At 41.0% G+C, this 23,447-nt stretch carries 23 protein-coding genes; 12 read left to right on the forward strand and 11 right to left on the reverse strand.

The window, feature by feature from the left end; translation table 11 throughout:
* Positions 1-2: 2 nt before the first annotated feature.
* The 6 genes from D3P12_RS13505 to D3P12_RS13530 form a co-directional block, all read right to left on the reverse strand.
* A complete protein-coding gene (locus D3P12_RS13505; protein ID WP_157970355.1) occupies positions 3-2,147 on the reverse strand; it encodes an exopolysaccharide transport family protein in 2,145 nt (714 codons plus the stop codon).
* Positions 2,148-2,194: 47 nt separating this feature from the next.
* Positions 2,195-2,887 (reverse strand): TolC family protein, encoded by a 693-nt coding sequence (locus tag D3P12_RS13510; RefSeq protein ID WP_118196351.1) that lies wholly within the window; start codon positions 2,885-2,887, stop codon positions 2,195-2,197.
* A gap of 25 nt (positions 2,888-2,912) precedes the next feature.
* Positions 2,913-4,007, reverse strand: coding sequence for a sugar transferase (locus tag D3P12_RS13515; protein WP_118196353.1), 1,095 nt, complete (start codon positions 4,005-4,007; stop codon positions 2,913-2,915).
* Positions 3,982-4,383, reverse strand: a complete 402-nt coding sequence (locus tag D3P12_RS13520) for a response regulator (RefSeq protein WP_118196355.1) — start codon at positions 4,381-4,383, stop codon at positions 3,982-3,984. The genes D3P12_RS13515 and D3P12_RS13520 overlap by 26 nt, the downstream gene beginning before the upstream one ends.
* Before the next feature lie 116 nt (positions 4,384-4,499).
* Entirely contained in the window at positions 4,500-5,108 is a 609-nt protein-coding gene (locus D3P12_RS13525) for a response regulator transcription factor (protein ID WP_118196357.1), read from the reverse strand.
* Between the two features lie 21 nt (positions 5,109-5,129).
* The gene (locus D3P12_RS13530) at positions 5,130-6,218 is read right to left on the reverse strand and encodes a sensor histidine kinase (RefSeq protein ID WP_157970356.1); all 1,089 of its coding nucleotides are present in this window, start codon (positions 6,216-6,218) and stop codon (positions 5,130-5,132) included.
* A gap of 362 nt (positions 6,219-6,580) precedes the next feature.
* Here D3P12_RS13530 and D3P12_RS13535 point away from each other — a divergent pair, with 362 nt between their 5' ends.
* Positions 6,581-7,516 (forward strand): LCP family protein, encoded by a 936-nt coding sequence (locus tag D3P12_RS13535; protein ID WP_118196361.1) that lies wholly within the window; start codon positions 6,581-6,583, stop codon positions 7,514-7,516.
* A 36-nt stretch (positions 7,517-7,552) separates the two neighbouring features.
* On the opposite strand, the gene D3P12_RS13540 is transcribed toward D3P12_RS13535, so the two are convergent.
* The gene (locus tag D3P12_RS13540; protein WP_118196362.1) at positions 7,553-9,523 is read right to left on the reverse strand and encodes a sensor histidine kinase; all 1,971 of its coding nucleotides are present in this window, start codon (positions 9,521-9,523) and stop codon (positions 7,553-7,555) included.
* 191 nt (positions 9,524-9,714) lie between these two features.
* Here D3P12_RS13540 and D3P12_RS13545 point away from each other — a divergent pair, with 191 nt between their 5' ends.
* Genes D3P12_RS13545 through phoU form a run of 5 tightly spaced genes read left to right on the forward strand, consistent with a single transcriptional unit; the run spans position 9,715 to position 13,939 of the window.
* Positions 9,715-10,716 carry a PstS family phosphate ABC transporter substrate-binding protein gene (locus D3P12_RS13545; protein WP_118196364.1) on the forward strand — a complete coding sequence of 334 codons (1,002 nt, stop codon included), beginning with the start codon at positions 9,715-9,717 and terminating at the stop codon, positions 10,714-10,716.
* A gap of 3 nt (positions 10,717-10,719) precedes the next feature.
* Positions 10,720-11,607 carry a phosphate ABC transporter permease subunit PstC gene (pstC, locus tag D3P12_RS13550; protein ID WP_118196366.1) on the forward strand — a complete coding sequence of 296 codons (888 nt, stop codon included), beginning with the start codon at positions 10,720-10,722 and terminating at the stop codon, positions 11,605-11,607.
* Complete coding sequence (pstA, locus tag D3P12_RS13555) at positions 11,600-12,463, forward strand: phosphate ABC transporter permease PstA (protein WP_118196368.1); 864 nt, start codon at positions 11,600-11,602, stop codon at positions 12,461-12,463. Before pstC ends, pstA begins: the two co-directional genes overlap by 8 nt.
* Complete coding sequence (gene pstB / locus D3P12_RS13560; RefSeq protein ID WP_118196370.1) at positions 12,439-13,230, forward strand: phosphate ABC transporter ATP-binding protein PstB; 792 nt, start codon at positions 12,439-12,441, stop codon at positions 13,228-13,230. The genes pstA and pstB overlap by 25 nt, the downstream gene beginning before the upstream one ends.
* 55 nt (positions 13,231-13,285) lie before the next feature.
* Positions 13,286-13,939: a phosphate signaling complex protein PhoU gene (phoU, locus tag D3P12_RS13565; RefSeq protein WP_118196372.1), complete on the forward strand. Its 654-nt coding sequence runs from the start codon at positions 13,286-13,288 to the stop codon at positions 13,937-13,939.
* 76 nt (positions 13,940-14,015) lie between these two features.
* Here the strand turns inward: phoU and D3P12_RS13570 are convergent, their stop codons facing one another.
* From D3P12_RS13570 to D3P12_RS13580, 3 genes are read right to left on the reverse strand one after another with little or no spacing between them, the layout of a single operon-like run.
* Positions 14,016-14,606: a YdeI/OmpD-associated family protein gene (locus tag D3P12_RS13570; RefSeq protein ID WP_118196374.1), complete on the reverse strand. Its 591-nt coding sequence runs from the start codon at positions 14,604-14,606 to the stop codon at positions 14,016-14,018.
* Positions 14,603-15,007 (reverse strand): GtrA family protein, encoded by a 405-nt coding sequence (locus D3P12_RS13575; protein ID WP_118196375.1) that lies wholly within the window; start codon positions 15,005-15,007, stop codon positions 14,603-14,605. Before D3P12_RS13575 ends, D3P12_RS13570 begins: the two co-directional genes overlap by 4 nt.
* Before the next feature lie 4 nt (positions 15,008-15,011).
* Positions 15,012-15,689 carry a CDP-alcohol phosphatidyltransferase family protein gene (locus tag D3P12_RS13580; RefSeq protein WP_118196378.1) on the reverse strand — a complete coding sequence of 226 codons (678 nt, stop codon included), beginning with the start codon at positions 15,687-15,689 and terminating at the stop codon, positions 15,012-15,014.
* 135 nt (positions 15,690-15,824) lie between these two features.
* Here D3P12_RS13580 and D3P12_RS13585 point away from each other — a divergent pair, with 135 nt between their 5' ends.
* A complete protein-coding gene (locus tag D3P12_RS13585) occupies positions 15,825-16,196 on the forward strand; it encodes a BlaI/MecI/CopY family transcriptional regulator (RefSeq protein ID WP_118196380.1) in 372 nt (123 codons plus the stop codon).
* A gap of 29 nt (positions 16,197-16,225) precedes the next feature.
* Positions 16,226-17,599, forward strand: a complete 1,374-nt coding sequence (locus D3P12_RS13590; protein ID WP_118196382.1) for a TonB family protein — start codon at positions 16,226-16,228, stop codon at positions 17,597-17,599.
* A gap of 86 nt (positions 17,600-17,685) precedes the next feature.
* On the opposite strand, the gene D3P12_RS13595 is transcribed toward D3P12_RS13590, so the two are convergent.
* Positions 17,686-18,159 carry a hypothetical protein gene (locus D3P12_RS13595; protein ID WP_157970357.1) on the reverse strand — a complete coding sequence of 158 codons (474 nt, stop codon included), beginning with the start codon at positions 18,157-18,159 and terminating at the stop codon, positions 17,686-17,688.
* 243 nt (positions 18,160-18,402) lie between these two features.
* Here D3P12_RS13595 and D3P12_RS13600 point away from each other — a divergent pair, with 243 nt between their 5' ends.
* The 4 genes from D3P12_RS13600 to D3P12_RS13615 all read left to right on the forward strand — a co-directional run bounded on the left by D3P12_RS13600 (position 18,403) and on the right by D3P12_RS13615 (position 23,442).
* Positions 18,403-19,347: an NADP-dependent oxidoreductase gene (locus D3P12_RS13600; RefSeq protein WP_118196385.1), complete on the forward strand. Its 945-nt coding sequence runs from the start codon at positions 18,403-18,405 to the stop codon at positions 19,345-19,347.
* Positions 19,348-19,417: 70 nt separating this feature from the next.
* A complete protein-coding gene (locus D3P12_RS13605) occupies positions 19,418-19,822 on the forward strand; it encodes a hypothetical protein (protein ID WP_245977455.1) in 405 nt (134 codons plus the stop codon).
* Positions 19,823-19,840: 18 nt separating this feature from the next.
* Complete coding sequence (locus tag D3P12_RS13610) at positions 19,841-20,344, forward strand: VOC family protein (protein ID WP_118196387.1); 504 nt, start codon at positions 19,841-19,843, stop codon at positions 20,342-20,344.
* Between the two features lie 107 nt (positions 20,345-20,451).
* Positions 20,452-23,442, forward strand: coding sequence for a SusC/RagA family TonB-linked outer membrane protein (locus tag D3P12_RS13615; protein ID WP_118196388.1), 2,991 nt, complete (start codon positions 20,452-20,454; stop codon positions 23,440-23,442).
* Positions 23,443-23,447: the final 5 nt, after the last annotated feature.

Consider the following 23,447-nt stretch of genomic DNA (forward strand, 5'->3'; position numbering starts at 1 on the left):
TCTTAGTTAGAATGAATCATTTTTAGGGAGCCCATATCTGTTTTTTTAGTTTTATTGAGTACCCAGCCCATGAATTTCCTTTGACCATTCATCATCGAAATCAACTGTTGCTCATAATTATTAATTTTTACGCCGGCTGGAATCACAGCAATACTTTTATCAACAAACATTAACCACTCCTTTGAACGATGAATACGTTGTAAGCTCTGAATATCAATTATTATCAGATCAAACTCTTTTCGCAACTCATCAAAGCTCTTTTTTAGAATCTCTTCGTTATAAATTTCCAATAACGATTCATTATTAGGATTAGTTGTTAATTTTGTAATAAAGTCATCAGCACGGATTTCCCGTTTAGCCACAAAAGAATCGAATAATTGACTTTCTGGAAGCTCCTTGGCAGTTCGAGATGTTTCCAATTTAAAATCACCGCCAATTAACAAAACACGACGATGTGTCATAGCAAAAGAATAGGCTAGACTAGATGAGATAAAGGATGTTCCGGCATTATCGCAAAGAGCCGTAATTCCTAGAATTCTATCGTCATTTTTCTTGAGTGCATCGTCGATCTCAAATCGTAAAGCGCGAGTGAGATCTTTATAGAGTTTGTAGTCATTAGTTGACTCTCCACTCTCCCAAACAGTTCGTAGATCAGTGTCGTTCGGTACAATATTGTTAATTTGACCGATTACCCTAGTTTTGGTTACCAAAGATAAGTCATCTGTTGATCTTATTTTTTTATCCAATAAACTCGATCCAATTAAAAATAAAAAGCAAGTACTTAAGGATCCCACACCAGACAACAAAATATATAATATTTTCTTTGAGCTCTCAGGGGGGCCCACGACACCAGGTTGCACTAACTGAGGAGTAATCCCTGTAGTCGCGATCATACTATTTTGATTAAACATATCTAATGCACTTAAATATTCTTTAGTGGCAACCTCGGCTTCTCGTTCATAGTTCTTCATTCCTGCGTCATTAGGCACCATCCTATTATATTGCTGCTTAAGACTCCCTAAATCCTTCATTATAACCGTTAGACGACTTTTTGCTCGGTCTAAATCCACTTCCATGTCTAATTTTTGCTGAGTAAGATTTTGACGTAATAACTTAGGGTCCGATGCAGTATTGGTTACAGTAGATGCTATCAATAAAGTCAAGCGTGCTTGCAATGAATCAATTAACTGGGCATCCGACGGTTTAAATCCACCGTCAACATACCTTTCATTCGCTTTCTGAAGCTGGCTTTTAATCGAAACAATCTGATTATTTTCATCTATGTTTGTAGAAATAAGATTTGAGTTTCGGTTTTTAAGCTTCGATTCTATTCCATCAATAGCTGCTTGTAACGATTGTATATCGCCCACTGTTGTAGCACGCTCCGTTTCTTTTTCGGTAATTTGTGCAAAAACCACTTGTGCCTGACTCGCCAAGTTAATCACGCTATTTTGAACCTGGAAGCTCTGAACCTGCGCATTTTTTGCTTCCATAGATGCTTCTTTGTTCTTCAATAGGGAATCTAACAGTTCTTTTGAGTTATGCTGATTATTATCATACCGTTCTTTATATTTATTAATGAAATCTTTAGACATTGTATTTACAATAAACACAGATAAGTACGGGTCTAATGAGGTGAATTCGACTTCAACATAATCGCTACCACCTTGTCTAGAAATGTTTAAATTCTTCAATAAACTTTTTTCATCGTAGCCTGATTCTTTTATATAATCGAATAATGGATAAACACCATTGTCCTCGGGGGTTATTATGCTTTCGCTAGATAAAAGTTTTTTATAGGCGTTAACCACCTCAACCCGTTTGGACGAATCTAATGATGATAATGTTTCATTAATATTACTGAAAGAGTTTTCAGGATTCTCAATGTCATGAATCATCAGCTTAAATGAAAGAATACTGATATTCTTTTTTAGCTGTAAGAAGCTCAATATATTTTCGAATTGCTGATTAACCGTATAATAATCTAAATTATTATTACCAACTGAAATCTGTTGTGAAGGGTCGACAAGACCAGTGGAGATAAGAGCCTTAGACGTATATTCCTCTGGAAGATCTTGTACTAAATAGGATGTTAGACAAACCGTTGCAATGGGTATAAAAATCAAGTACCATTTGTATCGGTTCAAAACTTTAAAAAATCGGTCGAAGTTCATGTCTTTTTATTTTAATAGCTTTATTTCGGGTCTGTTAGAGAATTACTGACTTTACTTCCAATAATTTCCTCCAGTGAATCTTTCGCCTCTAGGTAAGAGAGTTCGGTTTGTATTTTTTGAGTATTAGTCTCAACTAAGGTTACTCTCGCATCGTTATATTCTTCGATTGTAACCTCGCCTTTTTCAAATCGGTTAGAAAGAGTCATAAATGTTGAATTAACATCCTGTACTGCTGAAGTCTGAAGCTTTAATGCTTTCAACTGCAAAATATAATTGTAGTATCTACTCTTAACTTCCTTTTCTAATTCAGCGTCATATGCCTGACGTTCTAATTGAGCGATTTTCAGGCTCGACTTAGCCGATTTTGATTGAAAAGGTTTCTGAAGAAAATCACCCAAGTTCAGAACGGCACTAAACTGAAATCCATTGTACAGATAAGGATTTGCTGGATTGATCGCGTCTTGGTCATCAGGTCTATAAAAATACGACGCGGAGAAGGGATCTAAGAACGAAATATTTGCCGCACTTAGGTCATTTTTGGCGATCTTTTCCTGCTCAGCCAAGATCTGGCGTTGAGGATAATATTCTTTAGCCATCTCAATATACTTTTGAAGTTGATTGTAGTTAATTTCATCCATCAAAGTTTCCTGTGCTCTGAGCGAAGGAATGATGGCTAAAATGAGTAGCGATAATATGAGTATTGTTTTTTTCATTGTCTTAGTTGTTTATAATTCGTTATTAAACTTTTTCTTTTTGCAATAATGCGGGTATGGTAGAACCGATGATTCGTAAATCGAACCAAATGGAGGAGTGCTGTACGTAGTAGTTGTCGAGTTCTCGCCGTTCTTGGTCTGACATGTCACTACGGCCTCTTTTGGTGACTTGCCAAAGTCCGGTAATGCCGGCCGGCCCTAAGAATCGCTGACACCACTCATTGGAGGTAAGCATTTTGGCCTCGTATAAGGGCAGCGGACGGTTGCCAACGATGGACATATCGCCTTTTAATACGTTGAACAGCTGCGGCAGTTCATCAATACTGGTATTCCTTAAAAAGTGACCGAATTTGGTAATCCGGGGATCGTTCTTGATCTTAACAAAGGCTGCCGGCTTAGTAGCATGGCCATTGGTGTACTGATCATATTGGTTTTTTTCTTTTTTTAACTTCTCCAGCTCTTTATCGGCTCCGCACTTCATGCTACGGAATTTGTAGAAATCAAAGATCTTGTAACCGGTACCGGCGCGTTTGCTTTTATAGAAGACCGGACCTGGTGAATCAAGCTTGATCAGTATGGCGACGATTAAAAACAAGGGCGACAGGATTAGAAGGGTAATGGCTGAAAAACAGATATCAAAAAGGCGCTTGAAGATAGGTATCTTATAAGGCTTCGGAGGCAACTGCTTTAATCGGTTTACATCTGACCGGATGAGTTTAAACTTCCGTAAAAATTGAAGCCGCTCATTGATATGGTCAATATCAAAAGGGTATTCGTAATAGTCTTCTACACGTAATTCTTTAGCTAATAGCCGATATCGGCTATCATGCCTGGCTGATAACAACACGATAATTAACCCGCATGTCAAAGAACTTCTTCTTAATCTTTTGATGACATCAAACACTTTCCCTCGCTCATCAACTTCCATAATCAATATTTCCGGAGTATCTAATAAATTCAATTGCCCCAGGTGTACTTCTAACTCGAGAAGGTTGTCATAAGACCGGATATTGAAGTGCCCGTCCAGTCCTTTTGAGACGTTCTTCTCAAATTGTTTTCCGGCATAGTACACCAGGTTGCGAAATGGTTGTTGATCAGTTATAGACACGCGCCATTCCATGTTCTTGTCTGCTTGCTATGATTTCGGAAACGGATGATTTTAGTTCAATGGGGTTGAAAGGTTTGGGGAAGAATCGATCTACCCCATAAGGCACCTCGGCAGCAATGGGATCGAAATCTCCGGTCTGGGAAAGAATGACAACCGGGATGTTACGGTACATGCCGCTCACCTTGATGGTTCTCAGGAAATCTTTTCCGCCGAAACCCTTGATTGCAAAGTCGAGAATAATCAGATCGGGGGTGTCGTTGTCCTCTAACCAGATCAGTGCTTCATAACAACTGCTGGCAAGAGCTATTTTATATTCTTTGCCTAATATAAAATGTAATAGCTCTAAGATTGAGGGTTCACCATCCACTACCAGTACGGTCCTTTTCATTGTGTGTTCTTTTTTCTTTGTTAATTATTTACAATACAAAGAACATCACTAATCGCTTAAGCTTTATAACCATTACTGGGTATTTTGCAGAAAGCGTGGGGAAAAATGGTGCTGTTTTATTGGTATTCTTCTAATAAACGGTGTTCTAGGGCGAATACAATCAGCTGAACGGTATTTTTGAAATTGGTTTTTCGCAGGATGTTTTTGCGGTGAACATCAACGGTGTGCTTACTAATAAAAAGTTCGTCGGCAATTTCGGTTGATGACTTCCCTTCGACCATCAACGCAACAATCCGAAGCTCGGCTTTAGACAGGGTTTGAAAGTCTTTGAGATGCTCGGAAACATTGGTATGGTTAGACTCTTTGGTCTTGAAAGCCATCTGTACGCTTACCAAAAGTTGTTGGTCTGTATAGGGCTTTAGAAGAAAGGCATTGGGATGGGTACCGAGTGCGTCTTTCAACAGTTGCTCATCGCCATGGGCTGTAACATAGATCAGGCGGAAGGCGTGGTTTTTACGGAGTTCTTGGATAACTTCAATACCGGTTTTTTCTCCGCGGAGACGGATATCGCATAAGATAAGGTCGGGTTTGTAACTTATAAAACTACGTATGGCAGATTCGTAGCGGTCGGCTACAGCGCAAACTTCATAGCCTTTGCTCTCTAAAAAAAAGGACATGCTTTGTGCGACAATAAACTCATCTTCCACGATCATTATTCTTTCCATGATATTTATTTATGTGTTTGTTTAATATTTAATGTTAAATCGAATGTTTATTTCGGTGCTCGGCTCATCGGTCTCTACGATAGAAAGGGTGCCGTCAAGTTGTTTGATGAGGATATCGATCAGCTCGGTGCTGAGTGTCTTTTTATTGCCTGACATAGAACCTGCAGACCGTAATTTGTAAAAAACGATGGATAGGGAAATCCTATTGAAATTTACATCATTACGGATTTCAATCCGCCGGTCGGTATCGAAGCTGTCATAAAGGGGACGGATGACTCCAGAAAAAATCTCATGTAACATAAGTCCCAGGGGCACGGCCTGGTCAGCGGTAAGCATGATGTCTTCTATTTCGGTATGAATGTCAAAGCTGACATCGGGATGTGCAAGGGAATGGTCAATCAGGTCCTTGACGTATTCACTGACGGATATTTGATTAAAAAAGTTGTCTTGATATAGTTTCTTATGAAGGAGAGACATGGATAAGAGTCTGTTTTTCCCTTCCTGCAAAGCAGTGATGGCTTCTGGATTTTTGGTACGGTAGGCTTGTAGGCTAAGAAGACTGGATATAACTTGCAGGTTGTTCTTGACCCGATGGTTGAGTTCCTTCAGAAGATCCTGGATCAGCTGGTTCTTTTCTTCGAGATAAAGGTTCTTTGTTCGGATGTTTTCGCGTTCTTTTTCAAATTCCTTGCGGACAACGTCCAGAACAAAATACATAATGATGATGATAAAAAAGACACTGGAGAAATTATCGATCAACCTTTCTTTGCCTGTGGGATAAGTAACGATCCAATCTGGATGATAGTATTGTAGGGTCAGAATGACGATGACACAAACCAGGTGAATCGCCATGACGATATAGGTCAGTATATGGGTAGTGGTCATAAAATAAACCATCATACTGAGAAGCAAAAGAGCAATGACTTTGCCGTCAGTGCCTGAATTATAGAAAAAACTGACACCCAGCAGGGATACCAAAATGATCGAACTCGATAAGACGACGGTCTGTGAATATCGGCGGCGTACTCTGGAAAAATAAAAGGTAATGACCAGGACAACAAATATGATGATAATCAGTACAATCTGAAATCGATGTTGGCTGTATATCATTCTTGACAGGAGATTAAGCAGGCAGATAAAAGCGGCAAAAAAAACGGACAAATTGAATATTCGGTGCCTCAACCCAAAATGTGGTGCTTGACCAGATATTTTTTCACTCAATGACATTCAGCGATAGCGGTTAAATCTAGTAATAATCGGTTCTTTAATTCGGGACACTAAAATAAAAGAATAAACATACTAACAAAATAACAGTTTTAAAAGGATGTGCACATACCTATTTATGGGTATTTACTAGCTGATTTTACCGCTGCTATCGGGGTCAGATTACCCATAGTTAAGTATTTGGGTATGGGTTGATTTAAAAGAACTTTACCAACGTAAAATTTATTAGAACAATAATTGAAATCGATATGAAAAGATCTTTACTGCTTTTTGTTATTTTTTCGGCATTGGGCTTTACTTCAACTACCAAAAGCCAGATGAATATCAAAGCGAACCCTGTCGCGTTGGGCATTCCGCATACGAAATGGGAGACGCCTGACACTCTTTCTAATAAGCTGATCAACATTGCTTTTTTTGGTGTGGACAGGCGGAGTACGAGTGACTTTGGCAATTCGGACATCATTATGGTGGTCAGCATCGACATGGAATCGAACAAGGTTAAATTGTCATCGATTATGCGGGATACCTACGTTTCCATTTATGCGCGGGGAAAGAATAAAATCAATGCGGCATATTTGGAGGGGGGACCGGGACTGGCGATACGTACGCTTAATGAAAACTTTGATCTGGCAATAAGGGATTATATCAGTGTTGACTTCTTCGGATCGGCGAAGATCATCCAGGCGCTCGGGGGAGTGGAAATTGATGTGAAGGAGGATGAGGTGGAATTCCTGAATAACTATCTCGGCGAAATAGCGGGGATTGACGGAATACCGGCTAATTTTGTAAAGAAGGCAGGTATGCAGCATCTGGACGGAAAGCAGGCGGTAGCCTATTCCAGGATTCGGGCTGTTGGCCGGGGTGATTATGGCAGGATTAACAGGCAAGCACTGGTGATGAGCGCGCTGATGAAAAGCGTTCAGGAGAAAAAGAATGACTTTATCGCAATCGTGTTGAAGGATATTGTTCCGAATATTGAAACTAACCTCGACTATGCTGAATTATTTGAAATAGGGACGAATCTATTGCAAGCAAAATCGAGATCCTTAGAGCACGTACGTTTTCCGTTGGATAATGCTAGCAAGGGTATAATGATCGACAAAATATGGTATCTTTCAGCTGACCTGGCAAAAACAACGCAGTCGCTTCATAACTATATCTATAAAGATGTTTATCCGGAATAGAATTATTCTTGGTTAGGAAGCGAGCTGCGGAAAAGATTATCCAGCTTCTTTGAAACGGATCAAGAAGTAATGTGATGCATAGTCTTTATGATATTCCATCGATCCATTGAGCTGCTGTATGAGTCCGCGCATTAGACGGATACCAGTGGTTTTGCTGGTTTGTACATCGATCGCATCATCCAACCCCGATCCGCTATCTGAATATTTGAGTTCGTATTCGCTTTCACCGATTTTATTGATGATGATTTCAATCTGATGGTTGTGCTCCCCACCTTCCATAAGCATGGTATCTTCATCGTTTGTTGAATAGTTGCCAGATCTGCTGACATTCGTTTCAGAGAAGGCGTATTTTAGCGAATTAGTGATCAGTTCGTTTACGATAAGCCCAACCGGCAATGAGGTGTCTGCATTGAGGAAGATATTGGTGCCTTTAATATTGAGGTCTAAAGTGTCTAGGAACGACCCATCTACATTGTAAATTTCAAATAGCGACTCCCCTATTTCTTTGATGAAATCACTCATACGGATACGATTGAGGCTCTTTTGACTGTAGAGGGTGTTGTGGATAATGGAGATAGTCTTCAAACGGCTTTTACTTTTCTCAATCAAGTTAATCACCTCTGGATGATGAATATTCCGGGCCTGGATACTAAATAGGCTACTGATAATCTGAAGATTGTTTTTCACACGGTGGTGAATTTCCCGTAGAAGGGTTTCGTTGTATTCGTTCAATTGCCGTAAAGTAGAAAATTGTCTTTCAATCTTCTCGTTCTTGAGATTGAGAATACGTTCGTTTTTTGCTTTCTCGCGTAAACGACCGTAAACAACCACACAAAGAATAACAGCGAGGATGAGAATGCCGATTAAACCCTGACGAAAATATTTTGCATGGACTAATTCAAGATTCTGCAGTTCAATTTGCTGCATTCGCTTTTCGGACTCATATTTTTGACGCAAATCGGCATCGAGGTTCATACGCTCGCGGGAGTAAAGACTGTCATCCATCGCTGCATATTGTTTGTAGATGCTGTCTGCCTTGGCGCGGTCTCCCAGCAAATAGTAAAGTCGGAAAAGCAGATCGGACATATGAAATACTCCCTGCGTCTGACCGCCTAGCCGCAATAATTCACTAGCTTCTTCTGCATGGACCAATGACTCTTCAAACTTATCCTGAAGGTAATAGGCTTCTGAAAGCAATTTTGCATAATTGGCTTTCATTAAGTTATCGGAGTTTTCGTTAAGGAGAGGTTCAATTTCAGCAAGCACCTGCTGAATTTTTAAAGGCTCTTCGATTTCCCTGTAAACCTGAGCGAGCGTAAACAAGGCCCGCATCTGATTATAGGTACTATGAATAGCTTTAAATTCTTCTGCCGAACGTTGACTATATTCGATGGCCTCACCAGACTCCCCTTTGTTATTATACGAAATGCTGTATTGAAGATAAACATGACCAAGCAGGTTTCTATCATCCAATTGCCGGGCTGAGGTTTCCGCTTGTTGAAGGTATTTGATGGCCTCATCGTACTCACGCGTATAATCATTGTGGTGCATGGCCAGAACAATGGTATTGCGAACAAGAGCTGCGGGGTTTTTATATTCTTCGGCTAACTTTAGTGCTTCTATAAGATGACGCAAACCTTCTTGAGGCTGGCTTTTTTTGATAAAAAGCAGGCCTAAACGACCGTAGGCATCAGGAATATTTTCAGTTTTATCAAGGATATGGAAGAGCGTATTGGCCTTATTGAGGTAGAGTATGGCCGAATCAACCTGCATCATACGGTCAAACAGGCAGCCTTTGTAAAAGTAACCATCGGCAATGCCCGCTTGGTCTTTCCTATGTAAAGAGAGCTGAAATCCCCGATCAATCAAGGATTTTGCTTCATTCAGATTTTCGTTAATTTTTTTAAAACCTTCTTTGTAAAGTTCCTCAATGTCATTTTTTGTTTGAGAAGCATGCCCTATCCCCCCAAGCAGAATCACCAAGCCGATCGTCAAAAAATATTTCATGGAAGGTTTATAATCCCCTGTGTAACATTATTGCAATATATGCATTAATTTTTGATTAGACTGCCAAATATAGGGAATATTTTTCTAATGATTATCTTTGAAAAAAAACTAATAACAGACATTGATTGTTAACATTAAATTAACATTGGTTTAACTTTCTATAAACACTCTCTTAATATCTTTGCAGCGAGATGCAGCTAAAAAAAACTCTTATACAGCGAATTGGGCTAATCGTCTTTTTAGGCCTCTTTTCTTCCTGTTTTAAAACCTACGAGGGCAAAATCAACATTGACGGTTCAAGCACGGTATACCCTTTGACAGAAGCGGTATCAGAGGAATTCCGAGAGGTACGACCAGACATCCGGGTGACGGTGGGGGTATCAGGTACGGGAGGTGGATTTAAGAAATTTCTGCGCGGTGAGCTGGATATCAGCAACGCATCCCGGCCTATCAGTGCTTCGGAAATAGCGGGGGCAAAAGAAGCGAATATTGAGTTCATCGAATTACCGGTTTCTTATGATGGCCTAGCAGTAGTCATTAGTCCGCAAAACGATTTTGTCGACTATCTTACTGTAGCGGAACTGCACAAAATGTGGGCACCAGAGAGCCAGGGTAAAATTACACGATGGAATCAGATTAGAGCGGAATGGCCTGACAGACCCTTGAATTTATATGGGGCTGGCACATCGTCTGGCACCTACGATTATTTTACGGAAGCAATTAACGGAAAAGCAAAGGCTTCAAGGGGCGATTATACAGCAAGTGAAGATGATAATGTGTTGGTGCAGGGTGTATCGACAGATGTGAATGGCTTGGGTTATTTTGGTCTGGCTTATTATACGGAAAATGCCGATAAATTAAAATTGGTTCCAATTAAGGTAGATGAGAACAGCGAAGCAGTGCTCCCTTCTGACGAAACAGTTCAGAACGGTAGTTACCAGCCTTTGGCGCGACCAGAATTTATCTATGTAAATAAGAGTTCCGCAGAACTGCCTTATGTGCAGGAATATGTTAAGTTCTATATGGAAAATGCGGGAGCGCTGGCGAAAGAAGTGGGCTATGTGGCCCTTCCGGCAGAGGTATATAAATTATCCTACGAAAACTTTAAAAATCTAAAAACAGGTTCTATCTTTGAAGACAAATCAATCGTAGGGGCAAATCTTTTAGAATTGTTAAAAAACCAGACTGACTAAGAAATGGCAAAATCACCTGTTAAATCTGAGAGATTCATTGAGGCCTTAATGATTGTCTGCAGTTTAATCTCGGTACTGACCACGATTGGGATTATCCTGGTTCTATCTATCGACACAGTAAAGTTCTTTGCTGAAGTATCAATTATCGATTTTATTACGGATTTGGAGTGGACACCGTTGTTTGAGGATCAGCATTTCGGTATCCTACCCCTACTTTCGGGAACGATTTTAACAACATTGATCGCTACCTTGCTGGCTGTTCCGGTAGGCGTAAGCATTGCGGTATACCTGAACGAATATGCGTCAAAAAAGTTTACAGCAGCAGTTAAACCAATACTTGAGGTACTGGCTGCGATCCCAACTGTAGTATATGGTTTTTTCGCATTGCAATTTGTGACTCCTCTCCTTCAGACCTTTATTCCGGGACTCGCTGGGTTCAACGCATTATCACCCGGAATTGTGATGGGTATCATGATCATCCCCTACATTACTTCACTAAGTGAAGATGCTTTGCGCGCGGTGCCGAAAGGTCTGCGGGAAGCTAGTTATGGTTTAGGGGCGAATAAATTACAAACGGCGTTTAGGGTAATCGTACCTGCAGCAAGTTCGGGAATCATCGTGTCCATCATCCTGGCTATCTCCCGAGCATTGGGAGAAACGATGATCGTAGCGATCGCTGCTGGCCAACAACCGAATCTGACTTTAAATCCGTTGGAACCGGTTGAGACAATTACAACCTATATTGTGCAAGTGAGCATGGGTGACGTTCCACAGGATTCATTAGAGTACAGAACGATTTTTGCTGCGGGGATAACCTTGTTTGCATTTACGTTCTTATTGAATAATATTTCATTCTGGATTCAAAAAAAATATCAAAACCGCTATGACTAAACAGCCTCTCGTTTCTGCAAAAACGAAAGACAGGCTCTTTCGGATTTATGCGATTGCTTGCACAAGCTTCGCATTGCTCATGTTAGCAGTTTTATTGATCGATATCCTGATAAAAGGAGTTACACGTCTGGACTGGTCGTTCTTTATGAACTTGCCGTCGCGACACCCAGAACAAGCGGGTATCTATACAGCGCTGGCAGGAATGGTTAGCCTCTTGCTATTTACACTGATTGTCGCTCTGCCAATCGGGATTTTGGCAGGTATTTATTTGCAGGAATATGGACAGAAGAATCGTCTCGCTAAGTTTATTGAAATCAACATATCCAATCTGGCAGGGGTTCCCTCGGTAATCTATGGGATCCTGGGCTTGCAGGTCTTCGTAAGAATGGCTAATTTAGGAAATAGCATTTTAGCTGGTTCACTGACGTTGTCATTATTGATCATGCCGATTATTATTGTGTCAACAAGGGAGGCAATTAAGGCTGTACCAGACTCGTTAAGACAGGCCGCTTATGGGTTGGGGGCAACAAAATGGCAAACCATTAGAAGGGTGGTGTTACCTGCTTCATTTGGTGGGATCATGACGGGGATTATCTTATCAACGTCACGGGCCATCGGCGAAACAGCTCCATTAATCGTAGTGGGTGCGTTGGCCTATGTCCCTTTTATACCTGAAGGGCCGTTGGATCAATATACGTCATTGCCTATTCAAATATTTAACTGGACAACACGACCACAACATGGTTTTGTTATCAATGCGGCAGCAGGAATTATCGTGTTGCTATTATTCACCTTTATATTAAATGGTATTGCTATCTATTTAAGGAACAAATGGTACAAAAAAACAAGTCAGTAAAGGAGTTAAATCCGAATTATAAACTGGAAACAAGGAAGTTAAATCTTTACTATGGACCGAAACACGCTCTGAAGGATGTTTCGATCCAAATGATGGCGAATACAGTAACGGCTTTCATCGGGCCATCGGGCTGCGGTAAATCAACTTTCTTAAGATGTTTCAACCGGATGAACGACCTGATCGAAAGTGCAAGAATTGAAGGGGAAGTTCTAGTCGATAATGTAGATATCTATAAGAATGAAATTGATATCTACGAATATCGTAAAAAGGTGGGAATGGTGTTCCAAAAGCCTAACCCCTTTCCGAAAACAATCTATGAGAATGTTGCCTTTGGTCTCCGGATCAATGGTGAAAAGTCTAAAGAATATATCGATGAAACAGTCGAAAATGCATTGAAGCAGGCTGCTCTATGGGATGAAGTGAAAGATAATCTGCACAAATCAGCAATGGCACTTTCGGGTGGACAGCAGCAGCGCCTTTGTATTGCACGCGCAGTTGCGGTAAAACCATCGGTTTTATTAATGGATGAACCAGCGTCAGCACTTGACCCGATATCAACTACAAAGATTGAGGAACTGATTCACACATTGAAAAATGACTATACGATTGTGATCGTTACGCATAATATGCAACAGGCTGCTAGGATTAGTGATAAAACTGCGTATTTTTACTTAGGGGAATTGATTGAATATGATTTAACGGAGAAAATATTCACGAACCCCGCAAAGGAACAGACAGAAAACTATATTACCGGTAGGTTCGGATAATCCGGAAGCAATTAGCTGGTTGCATAGTAGGGTACAATTTTAAGAACAGTTATTTATGATACATCTGGATAAAGAATTGGAGCAGTTAAAGAAGACCACAATCAATATGTGGGTGCTCGTTGAATCTCAAATTGAGAAAGCCTATCAGGCGCTAATCAACAATGACAAGGATTTGGCAAGGGAGGTGATTGTAAACGAAAAGAGAGTAAACTCGATGGAACTGAAAATCGATAGTGACTGTGAAGATATATTCGCCTTATACAACCCGGTAGCAGGTGACCTACGTACTGTATTGGCAACCTTGAAAATAAACAACAATTTAGAGCGTATCGGCGATTTGGCTGAAGGGATCTGCAAACACATTATCAGCGAATCGGATGCTTTCGATAAAGATCTACTGAAAGTTACCGAAATTCATGAAATGTATAAGGCGGCGATCAGTATCATGGAAGATGTCCTGAAAGCTTACATTGACGAGGACACCAAGCTTGCGAGGAAAATCTTTAAAAGAGATGAAATCTTAAATGAGATCAATATGCTCGCCACCCAAAATATAAGGGAGTATATCGGCTCTGACCTGAACAAGATAGAACAAGGGTTGAATTTCCTTTCGATTATCAGAAAACTGGAACGTGTCGGCGACCAGTTGACGAATATTGCCGAAGAGATTATCTTCTCTCACGAAGCAAAAGTCCTAAAACATTTATAACAAGACATGACAATGGTCTGCCGACGTATATTTTCGGAGGAATAAATCAAACAACAAATACCGTTAATGTACAGCGTTAGCGGTATTTGTCGTTTAAACCTATCCCTTTTTCTAATAGGGGGATAATTTTTTCCAGACGGGCATTCTTTGTTTTATCTTGCTTCGCTGTACTAATGTATTCTGCAAATTCGCGTTGTTTGCCTTTACCCATTGAATCGAAAGAATCTTTAAGGGAGGGATTGCTCTCAAGAAATGATTTAAGTTCTGGAGGAATGATCAGAGGCTTATCGCGATTGGGCTTGAACACCTTTCCTTGCTTTTGATTATTAATGGCTTCGTTAACATAGACCAGTAAAATATCCCGATCAATATCATCTATAGAACTGAATCGCATTTGACGGAGGGCGTTGGTTTTATTTTCCTGAGCATTGACCAATACACCGTGCGGATCTTTCAAGAAATAGCCGTTATGGAACCAAACAGCGAAATGCGACTTAAAACCGGCAATACCGACAATATTCTTACCATTATACGTATATGTTGGCGTACCCCATTTCATCGTTTCATCCAGGCCGGCACTTAAAAAAATGTTTCTAAGAACGGTTAACTCGGCCTTCCATGTTTCCAGTCCGTCGAAAAAAGAGTCTGGTGATGTGCTTGATTTCATAATGTTTTTCCTTTCCTAAAAACCCAATAGGTTTGTAATGTATAATTAAACCCCAAGGACACGATGATATCAATGATCACACGACTAATCTTATAATCTATCGACAACCAATTGGTAACCAGATAGGTGCCGAGCGACTTCAATATAATACTGCCCAATACTACAGCAATAAATTTAAGTAATTGTTTGCCTATGCCCAAATGCTGTACGCGGTATGTCCAATACCGATTAATAGAGAAATTAACAACCGCACCGACTAGTCCGCTGAGCAAAATAGATATCGGGTAGTAGATATGAAACAGCTCTGTGCATATAATCATCACGGCATAATCCACCAAACCACCTAAAAAAGCAGATAATTGAGCTTTCGAAAAGGTCTGTATGGAAAATGCTTTTTTCACATGCTTATTTTTTCTCTTCCAAATCCCTTAAATCGCCAAGATCCAGCAACGCATTGGTATCCTTTATATTGATAAGGAGGAGAATCACGCAGATGGCACTGATAAAGTAATGGATGGTGTGAGGAAAGATCAGCTCTATCAGAATAATCAGGCTGATAATGACCCGGATCTCGGTCGGCCCGACAATCCCGGCATCAATGGCGTATACATTGGATATTTTATAACGGAGTTGGGAAATAATCATTGCCCAGCCATACAGTGCTACCAAAATAAAAGCAACAATCTCATAGCCTGGGTCTGCGTAAACAAAATAACCTAAACCAATAATGACCGTTCCGATCCAATCCATAATAATATCGAGCGAAAAGCCGTACCATTTTCGCGGGATCTTTCTAAAGTAGGCGATACGACCGTCCAATGAATCTCCAAACCAATTGACAAAGAAGCCAAAAGGACCGAGAAGAAGAAAGGTCGTATCTACATAATATGCTAATACGAAAGCCAGAAAAATGAGGACAGAACCTGCGATACCGATTCCTGTCAGCATATTGGGACTCACCCACCCAGGCACCTTCTTAATCAGATATAGGATCAGTTTCTGTTCTGAATCTTTCAGGATATTGGTTCGCTTACGATCCTTAAATAGATTCCGATTCTTCGACTTCTGTTCCCTACTCTCCATACGAATTAATTGTTAATTAAATGTAAAGACAAAGATAATAAAAGAAGAGAAAGCAAGCGCACACAAGAAATAAACTAAAGAAATAGTTGCACAACTAAACTATTAGTTTTAACTTTATATCAAACATTTTCACCTATGGATATAAGAGAGTTAACAAAAGCTGAAGAAGAAGTCATGCAAAAACTATGGACACTGGAGAAGGCATTCGTAAAAGACATCATTAGAGAGTTACCTGAACCGAAACCGGCTTACAACACCGTTTCGACGATTATTCGGATTCTAGAGAACAAGGGTTTTGTCGGTCATGAAAGTTTTGGCAAAAGTCACCAGTATTACCCTCTAATTGACAGAGATACTTACAAAAGCTTTGCAACCAAGAAACTGGTGTCATCCTATTTTGATGATTCAGCACAAAATATGCTTTCTTTTTTCCTGGACAACAAACAGATTGACACAAAAGAGCTTGACGAAATCATGAAGATTTTAGAACAAGCAAAGAAAAAATAACAAGAGCGCTAACCACCAATCTTACTATTATGAATTACCTATTGTGGATTAATATTTACCTGATCATTTTTTATGGCTTCTATTGGATATTCCTAAGGAATACAACCTTTTTTCAGCTTAAGCGCTTCTATCTGCTATTGGCTGCTGTCAGTTCCTTTGTTCTGCCTTTTGTTTCATTGAGTCAAACTATTTCACTCGACAATACGGCAACGACAAGTACCGGCAATAGTATCGTTTTAGCGGCAGTGACGATCGGTCAGCAGATGAATCAGGCAGTAGAAGTAACGCGAAACAGTACATCGGTATGGGACCTGCTTGCTTTACTCTATTTTACAGGAGTCATCGGATCGTTGTTCTGGCTGACAGTTCGTTCATGGATGACACGCAAGTCACTGAATGCACAAGCAGATCAACGAGCGTTCTCCTTTTTTAAGCGGATTGTAATCGATCCTAAAATCGAAGGTTACGATCGGATTCTGATTCACGAACGCACGCATGCGAACGAATTGCATAGCATTGATGTATTACTTTTTGAAATTATTAAGATAGTTAACTGGTTTAACCCGATAAGCTATGTTATGGCGAATTCGGTGAAGTTGAACCACGAGTATATCGCCGATCAGAAAAGTGTCTCTTCTTCAGAAGAACGTATAGAATATGCACATCTTTTATTGAGCAAAGCTCTGGCAACGAACACCCCTACGCTTACGAACAACTTTTTCAACAGGCCTATCCTGAAACCGCGGATCGCTATGTTATTTAAAGACAAATCGAAAAAGACAACACTGATGAGTTTCATATTGCTAGTCCCGGCTTTGGCGACGGTTATTGCCTGTCAGTCCTCATCGGCGAATCAATCTGATCAAATCAATACAATCGGGGTCGCGTTTCAAGGAGTAGCCTCGGCAGAAAAGGATACGTCTGATTCGTCCGGACGGAAGATTAACATCGAATTCTCGGGGAACCCGAACGATTCTTCGCGACCACAGACAGAAACAGCGATTGCGAAGCATGAGGATGACAGTTTGAGTTCGGATGATGATGAACCAGTGTTTACGGTGACGGAAATTATGCCCACTTTCGAAGGAGGAATGCCAGGTTTTTACCGGTATATCGCTGATAACTATGTCTACCCTGAAGCAGCAGTAAAGAACGGCATCAAAGGCAAAATGCTCATTAAGTTCATTATCGAAAAGGACGGTAGCTTATCGGACATTACTGTTGTCCAAGATCTAAAATATGGTACCGGAGAAGAAGCTATCCGTGTCTTGAAAAACAGTCCCAAATGGAACCCGGCTATTCAAAACGGCAGAAAGGTCCGCATCCAATTCACATTGCCTATTCAGCTCAATTTACCTAGCGCAGGACCGGTCGACGATGACACGACAACCGTGAAAAGCTAGTACCCATTGCTAACGATCTTCAGTCAATTATAACCAAAAAAGCCTGCACGAATCGAGCAGGCTTTGCGTTTATAATGGTGACGTATCTAGGCCTCTGCACCATACACAGTAGATACGTTCGTAATTTTCCATTCATCAGCACGATCTGGTTTCATGGTCACGTAGCTGGTCTTTACGAAGGTTGGGAATTTCATTTCCACTTTAACGATCGACAAGTCATCACATTCTTCAACCACGGTATAGGTTGTTGTACAGTTCATAACGATATCTTTCGACATCCCAAGAATCTTAACAAACTGACTTTTGTTATAGGTTACGGATTTGCCATTGTAGGCAACAGTTTGTTGGAAGTTGTCATCCAACAGTTTAATAAAGTCCTTCGTATTGCCACTTGTTACGCCTTCAATAAATTTATTAATGGTGTAAGATCTGGAAGCTTTTATTGTGTTTTCTTTTAGGTCTTTAGCCGGTGAAGCGGCGTTGATGGGAGCAGCTTGTACATTGACAAGCGCATACATAAGAACAAATAGGGTTAGAAGAGAAATTTGTAAGGTTTTCATAATTGAAAAATTTTGAGAGTTGTTAATAGATTTAGTTGTTACTAAGGTTTGGTTTGTTTCGATAATTAGATTCGTTTTCATAATATTATTTATTTGATTATCAGCATTGTTTGATTCAAAAGTAGGCACCGAAGTGCTCCTGCGAAAGATGAATTAGGTCAGTACAATTAGAAAATCGGTGAACGGCAGAAAATATTCGGTGAATGAAATTATCTGTATATTTACCTATCACATCTAGATAGTATGCAAGCAGTAATTTTAACGGAATATGGCCAACCAGGCAATCTGGAGCTAAAGGAAATAGAAAAACCAACCTATAATGACGATCAGGTTCTTATACGGATAAAAGCAGCGGGGATTAATCCTGTTGACACGAAAATTCGAGCTGGCACAAGCGGGATGTGCAAAAACATCAGTTTACCGGTTATTTTGGGTTTTGATGTTAGCGGAAAAGTTGAAGCTGTTGGTAAAAACGTAACAAAGTTTAAAGTAAACGATGACGTCATGGGCTGCATCGGATTTCCGGGGCTCGGCAAAGCCTATGCTGAGTATACAACAGCAGATCCGGTACATTTAACACATAAACCACCCAATATCAGTTTTGGAGAAGCAGCGGCTGTTCCTTTGGCCGGGTTAACTGCTTATCAAACCATATACGATCATTTACAGATCCAGGCAGGGCAACGAATATTAATTCAGGCCGCAGCGGGCGGCGTAGGGCACCTGGCTGTTCAGTTTGCCAAGATCGCTGGTGCTGAAGTTTTTGGCACAGCATCTCAAAAGAACATTCCATTTTTGAAGGAATTGGGTGTCGATCATCCAATAGACTATAAAAACAGCACCTTTGAAGATCATGTAGCTTCACTAGACGCTGCCATGGATGCAATGGGTGGTGAAATTCTATACCGTACGATCAAATGCATCAAAAGGGGTGGTCGGGTCGTATGCCTACCCTCCTCTACCAAAGATGACCCCGTTGCCATCAAGCTCGCTAAAGAACAAGGCGTTGAACTAATTTGGCCGCTCATGTATCCAGATCAAAAACAAATAAGCCAGATAGCAGATTTCATGCGTCAAGGTCAGCTTAAGGTACACGTGGATGAGACGTTTCCTTTAAACCAGATGGCGCAAGCCCATAGACAGGTTGAATCACACCACACTAGCGGTAAAGTTGTCGTTCTTATTTAGTGCTTATAACATGTTTCCAACGCTGTTAATTTTACATTCAATTCTTCGCTGGTTTATATTGATAAGCTTGGTGATATCTTTATTTTTCGCGTATCGCGGATGGCTTAAAAAGAAGCCTTTTACAAAATTTGACAATTATCTTCGGATCATCACGGTTTCCTTTGTTCATATCCAACTGATTATAGGTGCCTGGCTTTATTGGATCAGTCCGATTGTCGATTACTTTTTGAATAACTTCAATGAAGCAGTCCACATGACACAACCACGCTTCTTCGGCATGGAACACATTACCATGATGGTTCTGGCCGTCAGTTTCATCACCATCGGTTCCAGCATAGCGCGAAGAACGAAAGACTCACAAAAGAAGTTTAAAGCAATCGCCATTTGGTATACGATTGCATTTATATTTATCTTTACTTCGATACCATGGCCATTTTCACCATTTACAACAAGGCCTTATATACGATTCTTTTAGCACTAACATCTAAATCAAATGGAAAGTAAAAACGAAAAATTTGTCGCTCCTGCCGAAACCCGTATCGGCCATGTGCACTTGAAAGTAGCCGACCTGCAACGTGCACTCGCTTTCTACACCGATTTATTAGGATTTGAGATAACAACGATGTACGGAGAACAAGCCGCATTTATTTCCGCTGGAGGCTATCATCATCATATAGGACTAAACACATGGTATAGTGAAGGTGCTGAACCGGCATCGCCTTATGGCGTAGGTTTATATCATACGGCAATAGTTTATCCTACAAGAAAGGACTTGGCACGGATCCTAGATCGTCTTCGCGAAGCGAAGTATCCTTTAACAGGAGCGAGTGACCATGGTGTATCGGAAGCTCTGTATTTAAATGATCCGGACGGTAACGGTGTTGAACTTTACTGGGATCGGCCTAAAGAGCAATGGCCACAAAAACCGGATGGTTCTCTGGAGATGTATACCAGACCGTTAGACCTGCATGGTTTAATGAACGAATTAAATCGCTAATAAGATCAATAACAATCAAGTAAAACATTCTGCTTACTAATTAGTTTTATTCATTAAGGGGACAACTGTGTCTTCTTGAGATCGATTTTTAACTTAATTATGAGCGTATGAAAATCATTACTTATTGTCTCGCGGCATCCCTCTTTTTTCTTACCACTCACATACAGGCACAAGAGCTGATAACCGTAAGCGGCGTTGTTCTCGACGCCGAGACAGGAGAAACTATTCCGGGCGCTACAGTCAAAGCCAAAGGTTCAGGTGCCGGAACGCAAACCGGTATAGAAGGTGAATATAGCTTACAGGTAGCGGCTGATGACATTCTGGTTTTCAGTTTTATCAGTTATACCACCCAAGAAGTTCCGATAAATAATCAAACGCGAATTGATGTCAACCTGGAAACTTCTTCACAAGAACTCGATCAAGTTGTCGTGATCGGTTATGGTACAGCAACCAAACGTGACCTCACCGGATCGATCGCTACAGTTGAAGGCGAAGATGTGGCTAATAAGCCGGCCAGCAATCCAATTTCATCCATTCAGGGTAAAGTAGCAGGCGTGCAGATCGTCAATTCAGGTCGTCCGGGATCAGAGCCGGACGTGCGGATTCGGGGAACAAACTCTATTAACAGTGTAAAGCCTCTGTATGTGGTAGACGGTATACTGAATGATAATATCAACTTCGTGAATCCGGCAGATATCGAGTCCATGGAGATCCTCAAAGACCCCTCATCGCTGGCTATATTCGGTGTACGGGGCGCGAATGGGGTTATCATCGTGACTACAAAACAGGCCAAAGCCGGACAGCTCAACTTTAATTTCAATTCTACAGTAGGATTCAAAAGTGTTCAGGATCGAATGGAATTGACAGATGCCGCTGGATTTAAAATGTTATATGACGAGCAGTTAGCCAATGAAGGAAATCCAGCGTACGACTATACCTATTGGAATGCGAATACCGACTGGCAAGATCAAATATTCCAACAGGGAATGCTAAACTACAATAATCTAAGTGTCAGTGGTGCTTCGGAAAAGAACAAATTCTATATGGGACTTGGATATACAACCGAAGAAGGGATCATACACCACGAGAAGTTGAATAAAATTACGCTCACGATCAATGATGAACTGCAAGTTACCGATAACCTACGTTTTGGTGTCAACTTTAATGGCTACCGTGCACAACTACCACAGGAGCGATCGGTCGTATCAGCTGTTCGAGCAGCGCCGATAGGACCCGTTTATAATGATGAATACGGCCTTTATCATACCTTGCCAGATTTCCAGCGTGCACAGATTTGGAATCCATTGATTGATATTATGGATAGAAAGAATACGGCAATCAACCGTGAGTACCGCGCTGTGGCCAGCATTTTTGGCGAAATTGACTTCCTTGAGAACTTTACATTTAAAGCCAACTTTTTAGCGGATTACGGCTTCAACCAAGGGCGTTCTTATTCTCCACTTATAAACGCTTACAATCCAGACATTGACGACAAAATCGACCCACTAAACCGGGTCACATCGGTTTCTCAAAATCAAAATATCTTCACCAAGGTACAAACCGACTGGCTATTGACCTATAAGAACAGCTTCGGCGACCATAACCTGACAGCTACGGCGGGCTGGACCAGCTATTACAATTCTTATGAATCAACCAATGCCAGTCGCACGCAAGGCAGTGGTGACCCCATTCCTAACGACCCAGATAAATGGTATGTTGGTATAGGTGCTACGGATACGCAAACCGGTAACGGAACTGCTTGGGAACGAGCGACACTTTCCTTCCTCGCCCGGGCGCTCTACAATTACAAAGGCAAATACCTGTTAAATGCTTCGTTCCGTCGCGATGGAACATCCGGCTTTTATAAATATGGCAATCAATGGCAAAATTTCGGCGCTGTTGGTGCTGCCTGGGTACTGTCTGATGAAGAATTCTTGCTTGATAACAATACGATCGACCGACTAAAACTCAAAGGTTCTTACGGGGTATTGGGGAATCAAAATACGGGAGGCAATCAATATCCGCTCTTCCCTTTGCTTATAGCTGGCAACTCGGCAGTCTTCGGTGAAAATATCATTCCGGCTTACGAGCCTTCTTACATTCCAGATCGAAATCTTCGGTGGGAACGTGTTCATGCGTGGGAGGCCGGATTTGAGTTAGCTGCATTTGAAAGCCGCCTATCGCTAGAAGCGGTTTACTATCACAAAGACACGAAAGGTATTATTGTAACCGTTCCTGCATCACTTGGTGTGCGAGCTGGTTTATCCAATCCCGGTGAGGTGAGGAATAAAGGTATTGAACTATCAACTTCCTGGACACAAAACTTCAGTGAAGACCTCTCTTTAACCATTGGAGGAAACCTGACGACGATGGATAATGAGGTAACGAAACTGCTGGATGAAGGTTTCAATATTGTCGAAGGGGTTTCCAGAACAAGTGTTGGTTATCCGATTGGTTATTTCTTTGGTTATATATCGGACGGTATTTATCAGACCAACGAGGAGTTCAGGGTATCCCCTACGCATCCCAATGCCCAACTTGGTGATATCAAGTTTAGGGATACGGATGGGAATAATACCATCAATGAAGCAGATAGGGTAATGATTGGGAATCCAACTCCAGATCTGACTTACGGATTCTCACTTAGCTTAAATTATAAAGGTTTTGACTTAGGAGCTGATTTTATGGGGGTATATGGGAATGAGATTTTTAGAAATTGGAACCGAGATGCATTCACACAATTTAACTTCCTGAAAGACAGACTAGAAAGATGGCATGGCGAAGGAACCTCCAACTGGGAACCGATTATGGATTCGAGTAGGTCGAACAACGAAGAGTCATCTACCTATTTCATTGAAGATGGCAGTTTTTTCCGCTTAAGGAACCTGCAGTTAGGATATAATTTTGAACCGGAACTCTTGAGTAGATTACGGCTAAAATCGCTCCGCATCTTTTTAAATGCACAAAACATGTTCACCTTAACCAATAGCACAGGCTATACACCGGAAATCGGTGGAAGCGCCACTTCTTTTGGTGTGGACAACGGTACTTATCCGGTTCCAACCATCTACAGCTTTGGAGTTAACTTAAATTTCTAATTGCT

It is taken from the genome of Pedobacter indicus, assembly GCF_003449035.1.
Classification (GTDB): Bacteria; Bacteroidota; Bacteroidia; order Sphingobacteriales; family Sphingobacteriaceae; genus Albibacterium; species Albibacterium indicum.

Excerpts from the sequence above, each read along its gene's own strand:
- D3P12_RS13600 (WP_118196385.1), top strand. The coding sequence starts at position 18,403 with ATGCAAGCAGTAATTTTAACGGAATATGGCCAACCAGGCAATCTGGAG.
- D3P12_RS13510 (WP_118196351.1), bottom strand. The coding sequence starts at position 2,887 with ATGAAAAAAACAATACTCATATTATCGCTACTCATTTTAGCCATCATT.
- D3P12_RS13545 (WP_118196364.1), top strand. The coding sequence starts at position 9,715 with ATGCAGCTAAAAAAAACTCTTATACAGCGAATTGGGCTAATCGTCTTT.
- D3P12_RS13570 (WP_118196374.1), bottom strand. The coding sequence starts at position 14,606 with ATGAAATCAAGCACATCACCAGACTCTTTTTTCGACGGACTGGAAACA.
- D3P12_RS13595 (WP_157970357.1), bottom strand. The coding sequence starts at position 18,159 with ATGAAAACCTTACAAATTTCTCTTCTAACCCTATTTGTTCTTATGTAT.
- D3P12_RS13535 (WP_118196361.1), top strand. The coding sequence starts at position 6,581 with ATGAAAAGATCTTTACTGCTTTTTGTTATTTTTTCGGCATTGGGCTTT.
- D3P12_RS13590 (WP_118196382.1), top strand. The coding sequence starts at position 16,226 with ATGAATTACCTATTGTGGATTAATATTTACCTGATCATTTTTTATGGC.
- D3P12_RS13540 (WP_118196362.1), bottom strand. The coding sequence starts at position 9,523 with ATGAAATATTTTTTGACGATCGGCTTGGTGATTCTGCTTGGGGGGATA.
- D3P12_RS13515 (WP_118196353.1), bottom strand. The coding sequence starts at position 4,007 with ATGGAATGGCGCGTGTCTATAACTGATCAACAACCATTTCGCAACCTG.
- D3P12_RS13580 (WP_118196378.1), bottom strand. The coding sequence starts at position 15,689 with ATGGAGAGTAGGGAACAGAAGTCGAAGAATCGGAATCTATTTAAGGAT.
- D3P12_RS13585 (WP_118196380.1), top strand. The coding sequence starts at position 15,825 with ATGGATATAAGAGAGTTAACAAAAGCTGAAGAAGAAGTCATGCAAAAA.
- D3P12_RS13610 (WP_118196387.1), top strand. The coding sequence starts at position 19,841 with ATGGAAAGTAAAAACGAAAAATTTGTCGCTCCTGCCGAAACCCGTATC.
- D3P12_RS13525 (WP_118196357.1), bottom strand. The coding sequence starts at position 5,108 with ATGGAAAGAATAATGATCGTGGAAGATGAGTTTATTGTCGCACAAAGC.
- phoU (WP_118196372.1), top strand. The coding sequence starts at position 13,286 with ATGATACATCTGGATAAAGAATTGGAGCAGTTAAAGAAGACCACAATC.
- D3P12_RS13530 (WP_157970356.1), bottom strand. The coding sequence starts at position 6,218 with ATGATATACAGCCAACATCGATTTCAGATTGTACTGATTATCATCATA.
- D3P12_RS13615 (WP_118196388.1), top strand. The coding sequence starts at position 20,452 with ATGAAAATCATTACTTATTGTCTCGCGGCATCCCTCTTTTTTCTTACC.
- pstB (WP_118196370.1), top strand. The coding sequence starts at position 12,439 with ATGGTACAAAAAAACAAGTCAGTAAAGGAGTTAAATCCGAATTATAAA.
- pstC (WP_118196366.1), top strand. The coding sequence starts at position 10,720 with ATGGCAAAATCACCTGTTAAATCTGAGAGATTCATTGAGGCCTTAATG.
- pstA (WP_118196368.1), top strand. The coding sequence starts at position 11,600 with ATGACTAAACAGCCTCTCGTTTCTGCAAAAACGAAAGACAGGCTCTTT.
- D3P12_RS13520 (WP_118196355.1), bottom strand. The coding sequence starts at position 4,383 with ATGAAAAGGACCGTACTGGTAGTGGATGGTGAACCCTCAATCTTAGAG.